The sequence below is a fragment of the Streptomyces sp. NPDC088261 genome (assembly GCF_044740805.1).
Taxonomy (GTDB): Bacteria; Actinomycetota; Actinomycetes; order Streptomycetales; family Streptomycetaceae; genus Streptomyces.
The window spans coordinates 282,168-299,351 of record NZ_JBIURL010000008.1; the positions used below are offsets into that span (position 1 = coordinate 282,168).

The following is a 17,184-nucleotide window of genomic DNA, read 5'->3' on the forward strand; positions in this document are numbered from 1 at the left end:
GAGCGGGCGGCGCGGCCGATCAGGTGATCGGGTGATCGGGTGATCACCCAAGAGAGGGGGCAGGGGCCGGCGGTCAGCCGGTGATCCGCATCAGTGACACGCCGTCGTCGGCCACGACGAAGGTGAAGTCGGAGGGGCCGTTGAAGCCGTCGCCGCCCACCACCGCGCTGACCGTGACCCGATCGCCCGATCGGTTGACGCCGGTCACGTCGAGGCGGACGTTCACGCCGATGAACTCCTTGTCGCTCCAGCCGCGGATCGCGTCCCGGCCCCCGAAGACCCGGCCCCAGTCGTCGACGGCTCCGTCGAGGGTGAAGGCGTCGAGGAACGCCTCGGTGTCGGCGCTGTTCGCGGCGTCGAGGGCCCGCTGGACCGCTGCGGGAACGGACATGGTGCTCATGCTGGCCTCCAGGGGTGCGGGGTGGGGCGCGGAAGCGGTGGAGCGGGCCGGGCGCCGCGGGGGCCGTCGTCCGGTCCCGCGGGTGACCGGCCTCCGCTCATCCTGGCACGGTGTTCCGGCCCCGGCCGTCCCTGCCGGCGGCGCTCGCGGATCAGCCGAGTGTTCCGTCGGCGGCGAGTTCCCCGTTGAGGAGCGCGAGGCCCAGCGGGGTGACGTGGTGCCGGACGGATCCGCCCTCCCGGCGGGTGTCCAGCAGCCCCGCCTCCCGCAGGACGGCCGTCTGGCGGCTGATGACCGGGAGCGCCACCCCGACCCGGGCCGCCAGCTCGGTGGTCGTCCCGCCGGCCGCCGCGGCGTCCAGCACATGGGCGCGGGTCCGGCCGACCAGGGCGACGATCGGGTCCAGGCCGTCCCGGTCCCCCTCCGCCCCCGGCGGCCTCAGCCAGCCCAGGCGCGGCGAGAGCGGGTACACCAGCACCGGCGGCCGGTCCGGGTCCATCAGGGTGATGGGCTGGATGCGGCAGAAGAAGGACGGGACGAGCACGAGGCCGCGGCCCTCCAGATACACGTCCTGGTCCGCGTAGACCGGGATCTGGAGCACCGGCGCCTCCCACCGGACGCGGGGGTGCAGTTCGGCGAGCAGCCGCTCCACCCCGCCGTTCAGCAGCGCGAGGCCCCGCCGGGCCCGGTCCGCCTCCGCGTGCGCCTGGATCCGTTCCTGGTACGGCGCGAGGGCGACGCGGTGGTACGCGGTCAGGGTGTCGCCCAGGCGGGCCATGACCTGGCGGTCCCCGCCGGCGAGTCGGCGGATCCACGGGGTGGGCCCGCTCTCCTCGGCCAGGATGGACAGTTCGTCGGAGAGCCGGCCGCGCGGTGTGGACAGGACGTCCTCCAGCTGGTGGGCGAAGTCCGCCTCTCCCCGGCCGGGCGTCAGGAAGTCGGGCGAGTACCCCCAGGGGCGGGCCAGTTCGAGGAGCGGGCGCACGGACGGCATCCGTAACGCCCGTGTCCTGCGCCGCCATTCGGCGAACGCGAGCGAACGGTCGGGTTCCTGGACCATGTGGAGGCTGAGCAGGACGTCCCACAGGGGGTCCGATCGGGCGGCGACCGTCACCCGGGTCAGATCCTCACCGGTGAAGTGAATGCGTAACACGCCGACCACCTTCCGCCGCGGACACGCCCCGGTGCCGGCGAACGAGGACAGAGCACAACTCGCCTTATTGTGTCAGCCGTTGACGCATATCGTGCGTTCGCGATCCACTCCGGTCCCTCACGCCGCCGTACGCACCCGTACCCCGGAGGCGGAGTGCCCGGCGGCCGACCTGCCGCGGGTGGGAGGGGCGGTTAGGCTCCTGACATGGCGACACCCGACTTCATCCGTACGATCCGCGCCTCGGCCGGCCACCAGCTCCTCTACCTGCCGGGAGTGAGCGCCGTGGTCCTGGACGACGACGGCAGGGTCCTGCTGGCCCGCCGCGCCGACACCGGTGGCTGGTCGCTGGTCGGGGGCATCCCCGAGCCGGGCGAGCAGCCCGCGGTGGCGGTGGTGCGCGAGGTGGAGGAGGAGACCGCCGTGCGCTGCCGGGCGGAGCGGGTGGTGCTCGTCCAGGGTCTTGAGCCGGTCCAGTATCCCAACGAGGACCGCTGCCAGTTCATGGACATCACGTTCCTCTGCCGCGCGACGGGCGGCGAGGCCCGCGTCAACGACGACGAGTCGCTGGACGTGGGGTGGTTCCCGCTGGACGCGCTGCCCGATCTCTCCGAGTTCTCCCTGATGAGGATCAAGCAGGCGCTCGCCGACGCACCGACGTGGTTCGATCCCGGCACACCGGGCGACCCGGACACCACCCGGGGCGGGCCCGCCCGGTAGCGGATCCTCCCCTCAGGGCTTCACGGGCGGTCGGCCGGCACGGGTGGGACCGAGGGCCACCGCTCCAGCACGGCCCGGCGCAGGTCCGTGCTGACGGCGTGCAGCCCGGGCAGGTCGTCGCGGCCGGCCGTCATCCCCGCGACCACACCGAGCCGGTGGGCCAGCCGCTGCCGTGCCGTCGCCGTGCCCCACGTCCAGTCGTGGTCCGGGAGCCTCGCCAGGTGGTCGGCCGTCCCGCGCAGGGCCCGCTCGACCAGCGCGTCGCCGCGCAGGAGCCAGCCGGCGCACGCGTCGGTCAGGTCGCCGCCGGCGTCGGTGCCGGTCACCTCCGTCCATGTGGTGCGGTAGGCGGTCTCGGCGCGGTCCAGCAGCGCGGGGGCCGCCTTCGTGACACACCAGCAGGTGGGGAACCCGATCCGCAGGTACGCCAGCTCCACCAGGCCGTTGCCCAGGGACGCCTGTTCGAAGTCGATGAACCTCACGCCGTCGTCCGTGTGCAGGTCGTTGCCGGGACACGGGTCCCCGTGCAGCAGGGCATGTCCCCCGGCCCGGGCGAGCCGGTCCACGAGCGCGGCGAGTTCGGCCGGGACGCCGGGTGCGACGGTCACGCCGAGCGTCTCGGCCAGGTGGAGGAAGGAGTCGGCGTCGGCCCGCGTGGGTCCGCTCCAGGCGGGCAGGAGGCCGGCGTCCGCCGGGAGGGCGGTCGCGTGCAGGCGGGCCAGCGCCGTCGCGTAGCCGACGATCCATTCACGCGGCGGCGGCCGGTGTGCGACGTGCGAGAGGACCAGGACGCGCTCGTCGGGGTCGGTGCCCAGCAGGGCGGGCACCACGGCCGGCTCGGCGCGGGCGGCGAGCCGCAGCCCGGCCACCTCGCGCGCGTAGCGCTCCGCGGCGCCGGGGCCCTCGACGAACTGTTTGACCACCGCCGGCCCCCCGGCCAGCTCCACACGCCACACCCGGGAGCGGGGGCTGCTCTCCAGGCGGTGCGACCGCCGCGGCGCTCCCAGCTCGGCGCGCAGCACTCCCCCGAACGGCACGTGTCTCCCCATGGGTCCCTCCTTCCGGGCCTCACCGGCCCGTGTCACCGCCCAGGACGCGTGCGCGCCGGACGGGTCTCAGACGGCCGCCGCGCCCCGCCGGGCCCGTACCGCCAGAACCGTCACCCAGCCCAGGCCGCCGAGCGCGACCGCCGCCAGCAGCCCTTCCGGGAGGGTGCCCAGGCGGGTGGCGGGGGTCAGAGAGGAGCGCAGCGGCACCTTGTCGACCAGGGTGTCCGGGGTGAACATCTTCGTCTGCCGCACGATCGTCCCGTCCGGCCTGATGATCGCGCTGACCCCGCTGGTGACGGGCACCACGACCGTCCTGCTGTGCTCGACGGCACGCACCCGTGACATCGCCAGCTGCTGGTACGTCATCTGGCTGCGGTCGAAGGTCGCGTTGTTGCTCGGTACGGAGATGAGCTGGGCGCCGTCGGTGACGGTGTCCCGTACCGCCCAGTCGAAGGCCGCCTCGTAGCAGGTGGCGAGGCCGACCTTCGTACCCGCCATGTCGAAGACCCCCGTTTTTGAACCGCGGCCGAAGTCGCGGGCGACCATGTCGGCGTACCCGGGGGTGATGGATCGGAGCAGGGAGCGCAGGGGCAGGTACTCGCCGAACGGCTGGATCTGCCGCTTGTCGTAGGTGGCCGTCGGGCCCTTCACCGGGTCCCAGAGGATCTGCGTGTTGCGCAGCGGCCCGGTGTCCGGGGTGATCACGGCGCCCACCGAGATCGGCACCCCGATCGCCTTCGCCGCCTGGTCGATGACCTGGCGGGCGTCCTCGTTGCGGTACGGGTCGATGTCCGAGGAGTTCTCGGGCCACAGGACGAAGTCGGGCTGGGGCACCTTGCCCGCCTTGACGTCGGCGGCGAGCCGGAGGGTCTCGCGGACGTGGTTGTCGAGGACCGCGCGGCGCTGGGCGTTGAACTCCAGGCCGGCCCGGGGCACGTTGCCCTGGACGGCGGCGACGGTCGCGGTGCCGTCCTCGGCCGCGTCGGACACCAGCGGCAGGGCGGCGAGCGCCCCGAGCACCGGCACGAACACGGTGGCCGCCGCGACGGCGGCGGCCCGGCGCGGCAGCCGTCCGGTACGCCGGTAGGCGAGGGCCTGGCGGACCGCCTCGTACAGGCCGAAGCCGCACAGGACGACGGCGAAGCCGAGCACCGGTGTGCCGCCGACGGCGGCCAGCGGCAGGAACACACTGTCCGCCTGGCCGAAGGCGATCTTGCCCCAGGGGAACCCGCCGAACGGCACCCGGGCGCGCACGGCCTCGCCGAGGATCCAGACGGCGGCGGCCCACACCGGCCAGGCGGGCAGCCGGGAGACGGCCGCGACGCCCATGCCGACGAAGGCGATGAAGACCGCTTCGACGGCCGCGAGGGCGAGCCAGGGGCCCGGGCCCACCTCGGCGCCGGTCCAGATCAGCAGCGGGAGCAGGAACCCCAGGCCCGCGAGGTAGCCGAGGCCGAGGCCGGCGCGCGGGCGGCGGCCGTGCAGGCTCCAGGCCATCAGGGCGAAGCCCGGCAGGGCCAGCCACCACAGGGGGCGGGGCGGGAAGCTCGCGTAGAGCATCAGGCCGGACAGCACGGCGGCGCCGGGCCTGACCAGTCGCCTCTCGCGCCGGGCGGAGGGGGCGGGCGGCGGCGTCTCGACGGGGGCGATGGTGGTGCTCACCGGGCGGAGTCTACGGTGGGTGTCTGTGTGGAGGGGAGTGCGTCCCCGCGTGCTGCCGGTCAGGGTGACGGTCGGGCCGGCGGACGTGTGCCGGGGCGGGTGCGGCAGCGTTCCTCCGCAAGGTGTCCACAAATCCCCCTTCTTGCCGTTAACGTGTGCGCCAGCCTTTGCCACCTGGCCGGATCCGGCTGCTGTGGGACGGGGTTCGCACAGGTCGAAGGGGTCGACGGAATGGTCGACGGGATGGCTGTACCGGCAGAACGGCCCGCCGCCGTACGGGAGCGGGGCAACGCGCCCGACGTGGTGGGCGCCGTGGTGCTCGGCGCCTGCGCGGTGTGGGCGGTGATCAGCGCGGCGGCCGGCGGGGGCCGGCCCGAGGGGATACTGCTCGCCGTGCTCGCCGTCGCCGCGGGGTACGCGTGCGGCCGGATCAGCGGGGGCACGGTGCCGGTGGCCGCCGCCTCGGTGGTGGCGCTGGCCGCGCTCGCCGCGGCGCTCGCCTCGGGCCGGGAGACCCCGGCGGGGGCGGTGGCCGTCGCCACCCCGCAGGGTGATTCCGGCGCGGTCGCGGCGCTGTTGGCGCTGGCCGCGGGGGCGGCGTGCTGTGCGGGCACGGCGGCGCGGCGCCCCCGGTCGCGGGTGGCGCTGCGGCTGCTGGCGGTGGGGATCGGCGTCGTCGCCCTGCTGCTGGGCTCAGTCGCGGGGCTGGTGGCGGTGCTCGGGGTGCTGCTCTGCTCGCTGGCGGCGGCCCGGATGCGGCGCAGGTCGGCGGCGCTGGCCGGGCTCGCGCTGGTCGCGGCGCTGGTGGTGGGCGGCTCGTGGGCGGTGGCGGAGGGCGGGCTGCCGGAGGGCCTGTCCGTCTCGCTGGAGGGGCAGCTGACCACGAACCGGGTGCAGCTGTGGCACGAGGCGGTCGACCTGGCGAAGGACCATCCGCTGCTGGGGGTGGGGCCCGACCGGTTCGGCGACCTCAGCCCGACGGCGCTCCAGTCGCTGGACACGGACGGCAAACCGCACTCGGCGGCGTTGCAGGAGGTGTCCGAGCAGGGGGTGGTGGGGCTGCTCCTTTTGGGGGCGGTGTTCGGCTGGCTGCTCTACGGACTGGTCCGCTCGCCCTGCTCCACTCCGGTGGTCCTGACGGCGGGGGCGACCCTGACGGCGCTGGCGACCCTGGCGAGCGTCGGGAACGCGCTGAGCTTCGCGCCGGTGACGGCGGGGGCAGGGCTGCTGGCGGGGCTGGCGACGGCCCGGCCGGCGGGGCGGCTCGTACCGCACGCGCTGCCGGCGCTGGACCGGGCGGCGGGCTGAGCGGGGGATGCGGGGCTGACGGGGGTGCCGCGCCGATCAGGCGCGTGGCCCGATCGGGTGCCGGGCCGATCAGGTGCCGGCCGCCGAGCTTCCCGGGCGGCCGAGGACCAGGCGGTTCCGGATGATCCGTACGGCGGCCTCCGCGTCGTCCACCGTCACGGTGAAGGTCCTGCCGTCGCCCAGGCGCAGGACGAGCCCCTCGCCTCTGCGCACGACCACGCCCGTGCCCATCTCGGGGCGCCAGCGGTAGCCCCAGCCGCCCCACTGGCGCGGGTTGACCTTGGGGGCGAAGTCGGCGTCCACGACGTGGGCGAGCAGGATCCGGCGGCGCGGCAGTCCCATGTGGCCGCAGCGCACCTCCAGGCAGTCGCCGTCGACGCGGACCGCCACATGGACGAAGGCCAGCGTGCCGAAGAGGATGAGCAGCCCGGCGGCGACACAGCCGATGACGGACATCAGGAGGGCCGCGAAGCCGGAGGTCCAGTTCGACTGGACGGCCAGCACGACGCCGAGGGCGATGCAGGCGAGTCCCACCGCGGCGAGCAGCCATTGCGCACGGTTGGTGGCACGGCCGGTCCAGATCTCGGGCAGGGGTTCCACGGTGTCGCCCTCCTGCCGGGGGTGCTCCGTCATGCCAAGCAGCGTACCCACGTTCCGCGCGGACGGAAGTCCTCCGCCGGATCCGTGACACCGGACACGTGGTCAGCCCGGTTGGGTGACGGCGGCGAGCAGCCGCCCCTCCGCGTAGCCGAGCGCGCGGACGGGAAGATCGCCCTCGCGGCCGCTGAGGAGCACGGTGAGCCGGGGGTCGAAGGGGGCTTCCGGGGCCGCCGGGGCTCCCGGGGCGGAGAGGTCCCCGAGGCGGCGCAGCGCCTGGGCGGCGACCGCGTCGGCCGAGCCGTGGAGGACGAGCGGGGGCAGGTCGGGCTGCTGGACGGCCGTACGGATGCGCTCGGCGACCAGTTCGTAATGGGTGCAGCCGAGGACGACGGCCCTCACCCCGCGGGGGGTGAGCGCGGCGGCGGCGGCCACCGCGCGGTCGATCGCGTCCTCGTCGGCCCGCTCGACGGCCTGCGCGAGTCCGGGGCAGGGGACCTCGGTGACCTCGGCGGAGTCGGCGAAGTCCCGGATCAGCCCGCGCTGGTAGGGGCTGCCGGTGGTCGCCGGGGTGGCCCAGATGGCGAAGGGGCCGCCGCCGACCGCCGCGGGCTTGATCGCCGGGACGGTGCCGATGACCGGGAGGTCGGGCTCCAGGGCGGCGCGCAGCGCGGGCAGGGAGTGCACGGAGGCGGTGTTGCAGGCGACGATCAGGGCGTCGGGCCGGTGGGCGGCGGCGGCCCGCGCGACGGCGAGCGCCCGTTCGGTCACGTCGTGCGGGGCACGGGGGCCCCAGGGCATGCCGTCGGGGTCCAGGGAGACGACGAGATCGGCGTCGGGCCGCAGCCGGCGTACCGCGGCGGCGGCGGCGAGCAGGCCGATACCGGAATCCATGAGCGCGATCTTCACCCGGTCACCATAGTCGACGGCGCTCGCGGCACGGGAGTTGTGGTGCAGACTGCGGCGGATGAGCGCCATTGCCTGGATCGCGTTGAGTTCGCTGGCCGCGTGGGGCTGGCTGTCCCTGGGCCAGGGTTTCTTCTGGCGGACGGACCAGCGGCTGCCCACACCCGCGTCGCCCGGCCCGTCCGTCCTGCCCGGTGCCTCCGCGTCGCCCGGCGCCTCCCCGTCGCCGGGCACATCCGGTACGGCGGTCCCGGCCGGAGGGGACGAGGGCGTCTGGCCGTCCGTCGCCGTCGTCGTGCCCGCCCGGGACGAGGCGGACATGCTGCCGGAGAGCCTGCCGTCGCTGCTGGCGCAGGTCTATCCGGGGGCCGCCGAGATCTTCCTGGTCGACGACGGCAGTACGGACGGCACCGGCGAGCTGGCCCGTGACCTCGCCGTCCGGTACGGCGGACTGCCGCTCACCGTGTCCTCGCCGGGTGAGCCCGAGCCCGGCTGGACCGGGAAGCTCTGGGCGCTGCGGCACGGCATCGCGCTGGCCCGCGGCGGCCCGAAGGATCCCGAGTACCTGCTGCTGACGGACGCCGACATCGCCCACGAGCCGGACAGCCTGCGGGAACTGGTCGCCGCCGCCCTCGGCCACCGGCTGGACCTGGTCTCCCAGATGGCCCGGCTGCGGGTGGCGAGCGGGTGGGAGAAGCTCGTCGTCCCGGCCTTCGTCTACTTCTTCGCGCAGTTGTACCCGTTCCGCTGGATCAACCGTCCCGGCGCCAGGACGGCCGCCGCCGCGGGCGGTTGTGTCCTCCTCCGTACGGAGGCCGCCGTCCGCGCGCGGGTGCCGGAGTCCATCCGCCAGGCCGTCATCGACGACGTCTCGCTCGCGAAGGCGGTCCAGGGCAGCGGCGGGCGGATCTGGCTGGGGCTCGCGGAGCGCGTCGACAGCATCCGTCCGTATCCCCGGCTGGCCGATCTCTGGCGCATGGTGGCGCGCAGCGCGTACGCGCAGCTGCGGCACAATCCGCTGCTGCTCCTCGGTACGGTGGCCGGCCTGGCGGTGATCTATCTGGCGCCGCCCGTCGCGGTGGGCGCCGGGCTGTTCGGCGGGGACGGGGCGGCGGGGTGGCTCGGGTTCGCGGCGTGGGCGGTGATGGCGGGGACGTACCTCCCCATGTTGCGGTACTACCGGCAGTCGTCGTGGCTGGCTCCGCTCCTCCCCTTCACGGCGCTCCTGTACCTGTTGATGACCGTCGACTCGGCCGTGCGGCACTACCAGGGCCGGGGCGCGGCCTGGAAGGGGCGTACGTACGCCCGTCCCGGGAGCGAGCCCCGGCCGCAGTAGCCGGCCGGCGGTGCGTAGGTCACTTCCTGCCGGGTGTCCAGTTCATGCCCCAGCCATAGGCGTAATCGATGGTGCGCTGCGGGCTGACGCCTCGATCCGGTACGAGAAAGCGCGCTTCGCGCTGGACGACGAGGTCCGATCCCGTATTGGTGATCAGCGCCAGCGCGCAGACGGTCGAGGGCACGGTGCATTCACCGAGCGAGAAGTCGACGGGGGCGCCGTGCTGCGGCTGGAGAGTGACGGTCGCGTCGAGATCGGCGAAACTGCGGGCGCCTTCGTAGATGGTCACGAAGATGACCACGCGGCGCAGCTGATCCTTGTGGTCGAGGTTGATCGTGAGGTTCTCGCCGCTGGAGAGCGCGCCCGTACGGTCGTCGCCGTCGAGATGGATGTACGGCGGGCGGGAGAGCGATCCGAAGGCATTGCCGAGTGCCTGGACGACGCCTTTGCGTCCGTCGGTCAGTTCGTAGAGTGCGCACAGGTCGAGATCGAGATCGCTGTGGGCGGCGACGGCGCGGCCGAGTTTGGCTCCCCAGCCCTTGAACTGTTTACGGACCTGCCAGTTGAGGTTGACGCGCATGGTGCCCGACGTGCCGCCCTGTTTGGTGAGCGAGACGGAGGGCGCCTCCTTCGTCAGGGTCACCTTGCCGAGCCGGACGGGGGCGGCGGGCGCCGGGGGCGGGGCGGGGGCCGCCGGGGGCGCGGGGGCGGCGGCCGGCGCCGCCCGCCGCGGTTCGTCGACCGAGATGCCGAAGTCGGTGGCCAGACCGGCGAGTCCGCTGTCGTACCCCTGGCCCACCGCCCGGAACTTCCAGCTCCCCTGACGCCGGTACAGCTCACCGAGGACGAACGCCGTCTCGACGGTGGCGTCCTGGCTGTCGTACCGCGCGATCTCCGCGCCGGACGCGGCGTCCAGCACCCGTACGTACAGTCCGGGTACCCGCCCGAAGGTGCCGCCGTCCGACGACGCGGCCAGGACGATCCGTTCGACCTCCGGCTCCACCCGGGCCAGGTCCACCGCCAGGGTGTCGGTGACGGCGTCCCCGGCGGGCCTCTTGCCCTCGTGGCGTACGGCGCCCGAGGCGTGCGCGGGCTGGTTGTAGAAGACGAAGTCCGCGTCGGAGCGCACTTTACCGGTCACCAGCAGCAACGCCGAGGCGTCGACGTCCGGCGTTCCCGCCCCTGAACGCCATCCCAATTCGACGCGGACGGCGGACGCCGCCACCGGAAGATTGGCTCCTTTAAGCATGGACATGCTCGCCCCCATCACGAGTCGGGGTCCCGAAGATTCCCTGCCGTCAAACCTAATCCCCGCAAGGCGGTTCCGGCCCCCCGGGACCCGCCGGTACCCACCGGAAACCCGCCGCCAACCTGCCCTTTACACGATCCGTACACGGCTGGGCGACCGTTTTTCCCAAGTTCGCTCGCATTGGGGATCCGAAGTAACCCACAGGTCCCGAAAGAACCATCTTTTCGGACTCCCCAACCGGCACACGGTGGGCTTAACTTTGTTCCATGACCTCCCCCCGCGCCACCTACGGCGGCGGTTACTACACCGCGCCGTCGTTCCCGGACACCCCGATCTACGACTCCCTGGTCGCGGAGCGGGGCACGCCTCAGATCGCCCCGATCCGAGTGCCTTCCGCCTACGACACGGGCAACAGTTATCTGCCGGCTCTGCCCTCCGCCCTGCCGGCCCTCCCCGCGGGTCCCTCCGCGCCTTCCCCGGCGTACGGCGGATATCCCCAGCAGATGCCGACGCAGCAGCCGGTCCCGCTGCAACACGCGCCGGCGCCGTACATCCCGCAGCAGGCAGGCGCGCCCCGCGGCTACCAGAGCGCGCCGCCCCAGCAACAGCAGCAGCGCCCGATGCCCGGCACCGGGTACGAGGCGATGCGTCCCGCGGCCCCGCGGCCCGCGCCTCCGCAGCCCAGTCCGTACGACGACCCGTACAACCGGCCGTACCAGAACCGGGGGTACTGACCGCCCCCGAGCCCCGTACCACGACGTACCAGGGTGGAGGTCCTACCCGTACTTCTCCGTGCCCCCGATTCCCCCGCTCCCGGTCCGCACCCGGGAGCCGGGGAGCCGGGGGCACACGTCCTTCATCGCGCGCGGGACCCTTCCGACGGCCTTCGCGCGAATCCGCCCCGGCCGGGAACACCGGGCCGTGGCAAGCGCGTTGAGTGCATGGGACATCGAAGTGAGTTTGCTCTCTCTCCGCGTCCGCCGGGCGTCACGCGAGCTGTCCCGGGCTACAACGGATACGGAAGGGGGTGCGGGACTGTGCGATCGATCGTCGGACTCTGGCGCTGGCGCAAGAATCCCCTGCGCCGGGGCACCGATCTCCTGGAGGCGTGGGTGGCGCTGGTCGCGGCGCTGCTGCTCGCCCTCGCCACTCCGGCCACCGGCTGGATCTGCGGGTCACGGATCAACTCCTCGTTGCAGCACACGGTGCGCCTGCAACGCGAGGAGCGGCACCGGACGACCGTCGTGGTCACCGGCCGGCCGAAGGAGCACCACCACAACGCCTTCGACGCCGAGTCGGCCACCGACCACGACGGCGGCAGCCGGGTGCTCGCGGCGTGGTCGGCGGCGGACGGGACGCGGCGCACGGGCACCCTCACCGCGCCGGGCCGCCGGGTGACCCCCGGCGCGACGTTCACCATCTGGACCGACCCCGCGGGCAAGCCGGTGAAGGGCCCGATGAACGGCGACTGGGCACGGCTCAACGCCGTGATGGCGGGGGCGGCCACGACGCTGGTGGCCGCGGTGCTGGTGGAGCTGCTGCGGCGGCTGGTCCTGTGGAGACTCGTACGGCGGCGGTACAGCAGGCTCGACCGGGCCTGGGCGAAGGCCGGTCCCGACTGGGGCCGTACGGGCGCGGGCAGTTGAGACTCCGCCACGGGGCGTGAGCACCGGCGGGTGCCGCGGCCCGCGGGGCCGGGACGAGACCCGCGCTTGCGTCAACCCAGCGGTTCCGCGCGCGCTACGGTGGTGCCTCCCGGTCCGCTGTCTCGGCCGGGGCGGGCCAGGGGCAGGGCCCCGGAACGGATCGTCACGGGCACACGCACGAGGTGGGGGCACAACAGCGCCATGGCACAGGGCACGGTCCAGGTGACGCACACCGGAACATCGCGTTGGCGGCGCCGCACGGGCGAATACGCCTCCCTCGCCGCAGCCCTGGAGGCCGCCGCCGACGGCGACATACTCACCATCGCCCCCGGCACCTACCGGGAGAACCTGATCGTGGCGCGCGCGGTGACCCTGCGCGGCCCCGAGGGCTCGCTCGGTTCGGTGCGGATCGCGCCGGTCGACGGCGTACCGCTGACCGTCCGCGCCTCCGCCACGATCCAGGACCTCCACGTCGAGGGCCAGGACACGACCGCGCCCGCCGTGCTCGTCGAGGACGGCACCCCCGAGCTGCTGGACCTGCGGGTGGTGACCCGCTCCGCGGCCGGGATAGAGGTACGGGGCGGCGGGGCCCGCCCCACCGTCCGCCGCTGCACGGTCGACAACCCCGCCGGGGTCGGCGTCGGGATAATCGACGGGGCCGGCGGGGTGTTCGAGGAGTGCGAGGTCGTCGCCGCCGGGCAGTCCGGCATCTCGGTACGCGGCGGCGCGCACCCCCGGCTGGAACGCTGCCGTGTCCACCACACCTCGGGGTCGGGCCTCTCCGTCACCGGCGAGGGCAGCGGCCTGGAGGCGTTCGGCTGCGAGGTGTACGAGATCAAGGGCACCGGTGTCCAGATCGCCTCCCGCGCGACGGCCCACCTCACCGACTCGTCCGTGCACCGCACCTCGGCCGACGGCATCACGCTCGACACGGACGCCGTGCTCACGCTCTCCGACTGCGACATCCACGACATCCCCGAGAACGCGATCGACCTGCGGTCGCGTTCGGTGCTGACCCTGACCCGCTCCACCGTCCGGCGCTTCGGCCGCAACGGCCTCTCCGTGTGGGACCCGGGCACCCGGGTCGACGCCAACCAGTGCGAGATCCACGACAGTACGGGCGACTACCCGGCGGTCTGGATCAGCGACGGCGCCACCGCCGTGCTCGACTCGTGCCGGCTCCACGACGTCCCCGACGCGCTCTTCGTCCTCGACCGGGGCTCGCGGGTCGACGTCGTCGACAGCGATCTCTCGCAGGTGCGGAACACGGCGGTGTCGGTGAGCGACGGCGCGACCGCGCAGCTCGACGACTGCCGCATCAGGGAGGCGTCCACCGGCGCGTGGTTCCGGGACCACGGCAGCGGCGGCACGCTGAACTCCTGCACGATCGACTCCGTGCAGACGGGGGTCATCGTCACCAAGGGCGCCGACCCGACCATCGAGCGCTGCACGGTCACCTCGCCCGCCGAGGCCGGTTTCTACGTCTCCGCCGAGGGGCGGGGGACGTTCCACAACTGCCGGGTCACGGGCAGCGGGGGCTACGGCTTCCACGTGATGGACGGCTGCCGCTCGACGCTGACCCGCTGCCGTACGGAGCGGTGCGCGCGCGGCGGGTACGAGTTCGCGGAGGACGGCCCCGTCGCGGAGGACTGCACGAGCGACGAGAGCGGGGTGCTCACCCCGCCGGTGGAGCCACTGCCCGTCCTGACCGCGACGCACTCCGGCGGCGTGCTCGGCACCGTACCCCCGCAGCCCGCCGCCGCTCCGGCGGTCGGTGAGCCGCCCGCGACGCCGCCGCGCGCGTCCGAGGCGGTCCTCGGGGAGCTGGACACGCTGGTGGGGCTGGAGAGCGTCAAGCGGGAGGTCCGGGCGCTCACCGACATGATCGAGGTCGGCCGGCGCCGCAAGGAGGCCGGTCTGAAGGCCGCGTCCGTGCGCCGCCACCTGGTCTTCACCGGCTCCCCCGGTACCGGCAAGACGACGGTGGCGCGGCTGTACGGCGAGATCCTGCACTCGCTGGGGGTGCTGGAGCGCGGCCATCTGGTCGAGGTGTCCCGGGTGGACCTCGTCGGGGAGCACATCGGCTCGACGGCGATCCGGACGCAGGAGGCGTTCGACCGGGCGCGGGGCGGCGTGCTCTTCATCGACGAGGCGTACGCGCTGTCGCCCGAGGACTCCGGCCGGGACTTCGGCAAGGAGGCCATCGACACGCTGGTGAAGCTGATGGAGGACCACCGGGAGGCGGTCGTCGTCATCGTCGCCGGGTACACCGCGGAGATGGAACGTTTCCTGTCGGTCAACCCCGGTGTGGCGTCCCGTTTCTCACGGACCATCACCTTCAGCGACTACGTCCCCGAGGAGCTGCTGCGGATCGTGGAGCAGCAGTCCGAGGAGCAGGAGTACCGGCTCGGCGAGGGCACGGGCGAGGCGCTGCTCAAGTACTTCACGGCGTTGCCGAAGGGTCCTGCCTTCGGCAACGGCCGTACCGCGCGCCAGACGTTCGAGTCGATGGTGGAGCGGCACGCGGGCCGGGTCGCCCAGCTGCCGCAGACCAGCACGGACGACCTGACCCTCCTCTACCCGGACGACCTGCCCGAACTGCCCTGAGGGCGCGGGGGTTTCCGGCGCCGGGACTCCTGGTACGGGGACGCCTGGCGCGGGAGCGGCGCGGGCGGCAACCGGTCGAGCAGCGCGTCCCGTTCCTCGGTGAAGACCGGGTCGGTCTGGTAGGAGGAGTGCCCGAGGATCGGCTCGGGCAGCGGATGGCGCGCCGAACGGCCGTACGCGAGCGGGTCCTTGAGCGGTCCGCGGTCCACCTCGGGCCTGTCCCCGTCCGCCGGGATCCTGACCGGGCCGCCGATCGGGTCCGTGGCGCGCCACAGGTTGCGCCAGCAGTGCACCTCCTTGCTCAGTCCCGCCAGGGGGCCCGCGCCGAAGTAGGCGGGGAACCAGCGGCCGTAGAGACGCTCCAGCGGTGAGCCGTACGTCAGCAGCGCCACGCGGCGGCGGGCGGCGGGCCGCAGCTGCCAGACGGCGGAGGCGGCGAGCACGCTGCCCTGCGAGTGCCCGCAGAGGACGAGCCGGCCGCCCGTACGGGCGGTCCAGGACGCGATCCGCCAGGTGAGGTCGGGCACGGCCCGCTCGGCGTAGCAGGGCGGCGCGAAGGGGTGGGCGGCGCGCGGCCAGAACGTACCGACGTCCCAGAGGATGCCGATCGTGCGGCGGGCCGAGGGGTCGCGGTAGGCGCGGCGGCCCCAGGTGACGAACAGTATGAAGCCGAGCCCTATCAGCCAGGAACCCAGCGCCTGGGCGGTGTCGGCGACGGACTCCAGCAGGGAGTTGCTGCCCTCGGCGGCCTGTCCCGGCACCGCGCCGCTCAGCCAGGACCCGGCGACGGCGGCGGCGCCGAGCAGCAGGGCGGCGCCGGAGAGGGTGCCGACGAGCCAGGGGGCCGCGTCGGTCAGCGCGGCCCGCGCGCGGGCGCCCGCGATCTGGCGGGTACGGAGGGCGTCGACGGTCACGTGGCCGTACTCCGCCTCCACGACCGGGGCCAGCCGGCGCCCGGCGCGGACCGTACGGACGGCGAGGACCGTCAGCGGGACGAGGAGCAGCACCAGCAGCACGGGGATGGCGGCCGCCTGCCAGCTGAGCAGCACGGGCGGGCCGGCCATCGCGCCCTCGCCCATGCCGGGGGTGGCGCCGCGGTCGAGCCAGTCGGCGACGCGCTGGGCGATGCCGCCGGTCATCACGCCGGCCAGGCCGCAGGCGAGCATCGCGACGGCGGGGCCGCCGAGGCCCCACAGGGCGGTCCTGGCGTGCGGGGCCCCTCGGTGCAGGGCGCAGGCGGTGACCAGCAGGGCGAGGATCAGGGCGACCTGGGCGAGGACGATCACCCGGAAGGTGAGGTCGCTGGGGAGCGCGCCGGAGGAGACCCAGCCGGGGCGGGACCACCCGGCGTAGAGCATCGCGGCGGCCAGCAGCACGAGGGAGGTGGCGGGCAGCCAGGTGACCAGCGCCCGGTCGAGGGTGGCGTCGCGCCGGCGCTCGCTGCGGCCCCTGCTGCACACCACGCGGACGACCACGGCCGCGCAGACGAGCAGCGCGGCCTGGAGCAGCCGGCCGAGGAGGTCGGCGGGGGCGCCGGCCGCCGTACGGTCGTGGTGGGCGGCGGCGCCGACGAGCGCGGTGGCGACGGTGAGGAATCCGGCGGCGGTGTGGGCGGCGCGGAGGCGGGCGACGAGGCGGCGGCCGTACCAGAAGCCGGGGCGGCCGAGGGCGGGGCGGATGGTGGGGATGTCCGAACCGGGGACGGGCGGGGACGCGGGTGCGGTGTCCGCCGCCGTGTCCGTCGCGGTGTCGGTGGGGGCGTCCGTCGCGGTGTCCGCCGCCGTGGTGTCGTCGGCCTCCGCTTCCGGGAACCCACCGGGGCGGGCGTCGGTGGGCGGGCGCTGGGACTCGTACGCGCTCCAGGTCCGGTTGGAGAGGTACCAGAGCAGCCCCACCAGCGCGGTGGGCACCAGGGAGGCGAGGGCCAGCCGGCGGCCCGGCTGCGCCCACCAGCCGTGCCCCTCCGGGGAGAGGAACCCGAGCCAGGACCGGTCGGCGACGCAGTGCGCGGACCCGGCGCACTGCCAGGCCGTGAGGTCGAGGGCGACCTCGGAGGCGGCGGCGGTCAGCAGCACGGTGAGGGTGAGGGCGACCAGCCGTACCAGGACGCCGTACAGCCGTTGCAGCTTCATCAGGCCCTTGGTCGCCGGGCGCATCCAGTGCGCCAGATTGACGACCATGAAGGGCAGGAGTAAGAGCCACAGGGCCCGTGAGCCGTTTCCCGAGGTGAGGTTGCACCAGACGTACGCCTCCGGCACCGGGCGGCCGTCGGCCGTCGCGTCCCCGGCCTGCGCGTCCCCGGTCCTCGCGCCCCCGGCGGTCCGGTCCTCCGCGTTCACGTCGTCCGCGCGGCGGAACACCGCCGCCGTGTCGTCGCCCGTGACCCGGACCGTACGCGGATCGCCGAGCATCTCCTGCGGTGTGGTGCCACCGACACCGTGCACGAGCAGTTCGAGCGCGGGTCCGCCACGGTGCGGAACAGGAGTCTCAGGGGGCACTTCGGTCACTCACCCTCCGGATGCCGGGATCGGCCGGCGGCTCGGCCGACACGGGG

General features: G+C 74.2%; 14 protein-coding genes. 6 read left to right on the forward strand and 8 right to left on the reverse strand.

The window, feature by feature from the left end:
• Nucleotides 1-73: 73 nt before the first annotated feature.
• Together ACIODU_RS18350 and ACIODU_RS18355 are read right to left on the reverse strand one after the other, a co-directional pair.
• Nucleotides 74-400: a nuclear transport factor 2 family protein gene (locus ACIODU_RS18350; protein WP_356423084.1), complete on the reverse strand. Its 327-nt coding sequence runs from the start codon at nucleotides 398-400 to the stop codon at nucleotides 74-76.
• 151 nt (nucleotides 401-551) lie between these two features.
• A complete protein-coding gene (locus ACIODU_RS18355; RefSeq protein ID WP_356423087.1) occupies nucleotides 552-1,553 on the reverse strand; it encodes an ArsR family transcriptional regulator in 1,002 nt (333 codons plus the stop codon).
• Nucleotides 1,554-1,757: 204 nt separating this feature from the next.
• Between ACIODU_RS18355 and ACIODU_RS18360 the strand changes: the two genes are divergently transcribed.
• The gene (locus ACIODU_RS18360; protein WP_401768635.1) at nucleotides 1,758-2,270 is read left to right on the forward strand and encodes an NUDIX hydrolase; all 513 of its coding nucleotides are present in this window, start codon (nucleotides 1,758-1,760) and stop codon (nucleotides 2,268-2,270) included.
• Nucleotides 2,271-2,290: 20 nt separating this feature from the next.
• Here ACIODU_RS18360 and ACIODU_RS18365 read toward each other — a convergent pair whose 3' ends face one another.
• Together ACIODU_RS18365 and lnt are read right to left on the reverse strand one after the other, a co-directional pair.
• Nucleotides 2,291-3,319 (reverse strand): aminoglycoside phosphotransferase family protein, encoded by a 1,029-nt coding sequence (locus tag ACIODU_RS18365; RefSeq protein WP_401768637.1) that lies wholly within the window; start codon nucleotides 3,317-3,319, stop codon nucleotides 2,291-2,293.
• Between the two features lie 66 nt (nucleotides 3,320-3,385).
• Nucleotides 3,386-4,981 carry an apolipoprotein N-acyltransferase gene (gene lnt / locus ACIODU_RS18370; protein ID WP_401768638.1) on the reverse strand — a complete coding sequence of 532 codons (1,596 nt, stop codon included), beginning with the start codon at nucleotides 4,979-4,981 and terminating at the stop codon, nucleotides 3,386-3,388.
• A gap of 243 nt (nucleotides 4,982-5,224) precedes the next feature.
• Here lnt and ACIODU_RS18375 point away from each other — a divergent pair, with 243 nt between their 5' ends.
• Nucleotides 5,225-6,289: an O-antigen ligase family protein gene (locus ACIODU_RS18375; RefSeq protein WP_356423097.1), complete on the forward strand. Its 1,065-nt coding sequence runs from the start codon at nucleotides 5,225-5,227 to the stop codon at nucleotides 6,287-6,289.
• Between the two features lie 69 nt (nucleotides 6,290-6,358).
• Here ACIODU_RS18375 and ACIODU_RS18380 read toward each other — a convergent pair whose 3' ends face one another.
• The gene (locus ACIODU_RS18380) at nucleotides 6,359-6,922 is read right to left on the reverse strand and encodes a hypothetical protein (protein ID WP_401768640.1); all 564 of its coding nucleotides are present in this window, start codon (nucleotides 6,920-6,922) and stop codon (nucleotides 6,359-6,361) included.
• 69 nt (nucleotides 6,923-6,991) lie between these two features.
• The gene (locus tag ACIODU_RS18385) at nucleotides 6,992-7,795 is read right to left on the reverse strand and encodes an aspartate/glutamate racemase family protein (RefSeq protein ID WP_356423269.1); all 804 of its coding nucleotides are present in this window, start codon (nucleotides 7,793-7,795) and stop codon (nucleotides 6,992-6,994) included.
• A gap of 58 nt (nucleotides 7,796-7,853) precedes the next feature.
• Between ACIODU_RS18385 and ACIODU_RS18390 the strand changes: the two genes are divergently transcribed.
• Complete coding sequence (locus ACIODU_RS18390) at nucleotides 7,854-9,128, forward strand: glycosyltransferase (RefSeq protein WP_401768641.1); 1,275 nt, start codon at nucleotides 7,854-7,856, stop codon at nucleotides 9,126-9,128.
• A gap of 19 nt (nucleotides 9,129-9,147) precedes the next feature.
• On the opposite strand, the gene ACIODU_RS18395 is transcribed toward ACIODU_RS18390, so the two are convergent.
• Nucleotides 9,148-10,383, reverse strand: coding sequence for a TerD family protein (locus tag ACIODU_RS18395; RefSeq protein WP_401768643.1), 1,236 nt, complete (start codon nucleotides 10,381-10,383; stop codon nucleotides 9,148-9,150).
• A 260-nt stretch (nucleotides 10,384-10,643) separates the two neighbouring features.
• Here ACIODU_RS18395 and ACIODU_RS18400 point away from each other — a divergent pair, with 260 nt between their 5' ends.
• From ACIODU_RS18400 to ACIODU_RS18410, 3 genes are all read left to right on the forward strand, one after another.
• A complete protein-coding gene (locus ACIODU_RS18400; RefSeq protein WP_356423108.1) occupies nucleotides 10,644-11,111 on the forward strand; it encodes a DUF6643 family protein in 468 nt (155 codons plus the stop codon).
• Between the two features lie 303 nt (nucleotides 11,112-11,414).
• Nucleotides 11,415-12,023, forward strand: coding sequence for a hypothetical protein (locus tag ACIODU_RS18405; RefSeq protein ID WP_356423111.1), 609 nt, complete (start codon nucleotides 11,415-11,417; stop codon nucleotides 12,021-12,023).
• A gap of 201 nt (nucleotides 12,024-12,224) precedes the next feature.
• On the forward strand, nucleotides 12,225-14,630 hold the full coding sequence (locus ACIODU_RS18410) for a right-handed parallel beta-helix repeat-containing protein (RefSeq protein WP_401768646.1): 2,406 nt from the start codon (nucleotides 12,225-12,227) through the stop codon (nucleotides 14,628-14,630).
• Here ACIODU_RS18410 and ACIODU_RS18415 read toward each other — a convergent pair.
• Entirely contained in the window at nucleotides 14,600-17,128 is a 2,529-nt protein-coding gene (locus ACIODU_RS18415; RefSeq protein WP_401768744.1) for a hypothetical protein, read from the reverse strand. The two genes, ACIODU_RS18410 and ACIODU_RS18415, sit on opposite strands and share 31 nt — an antisense overlap.
• Nucleotides 17,129-17,184: the final 56 nt, after the last annotated feature.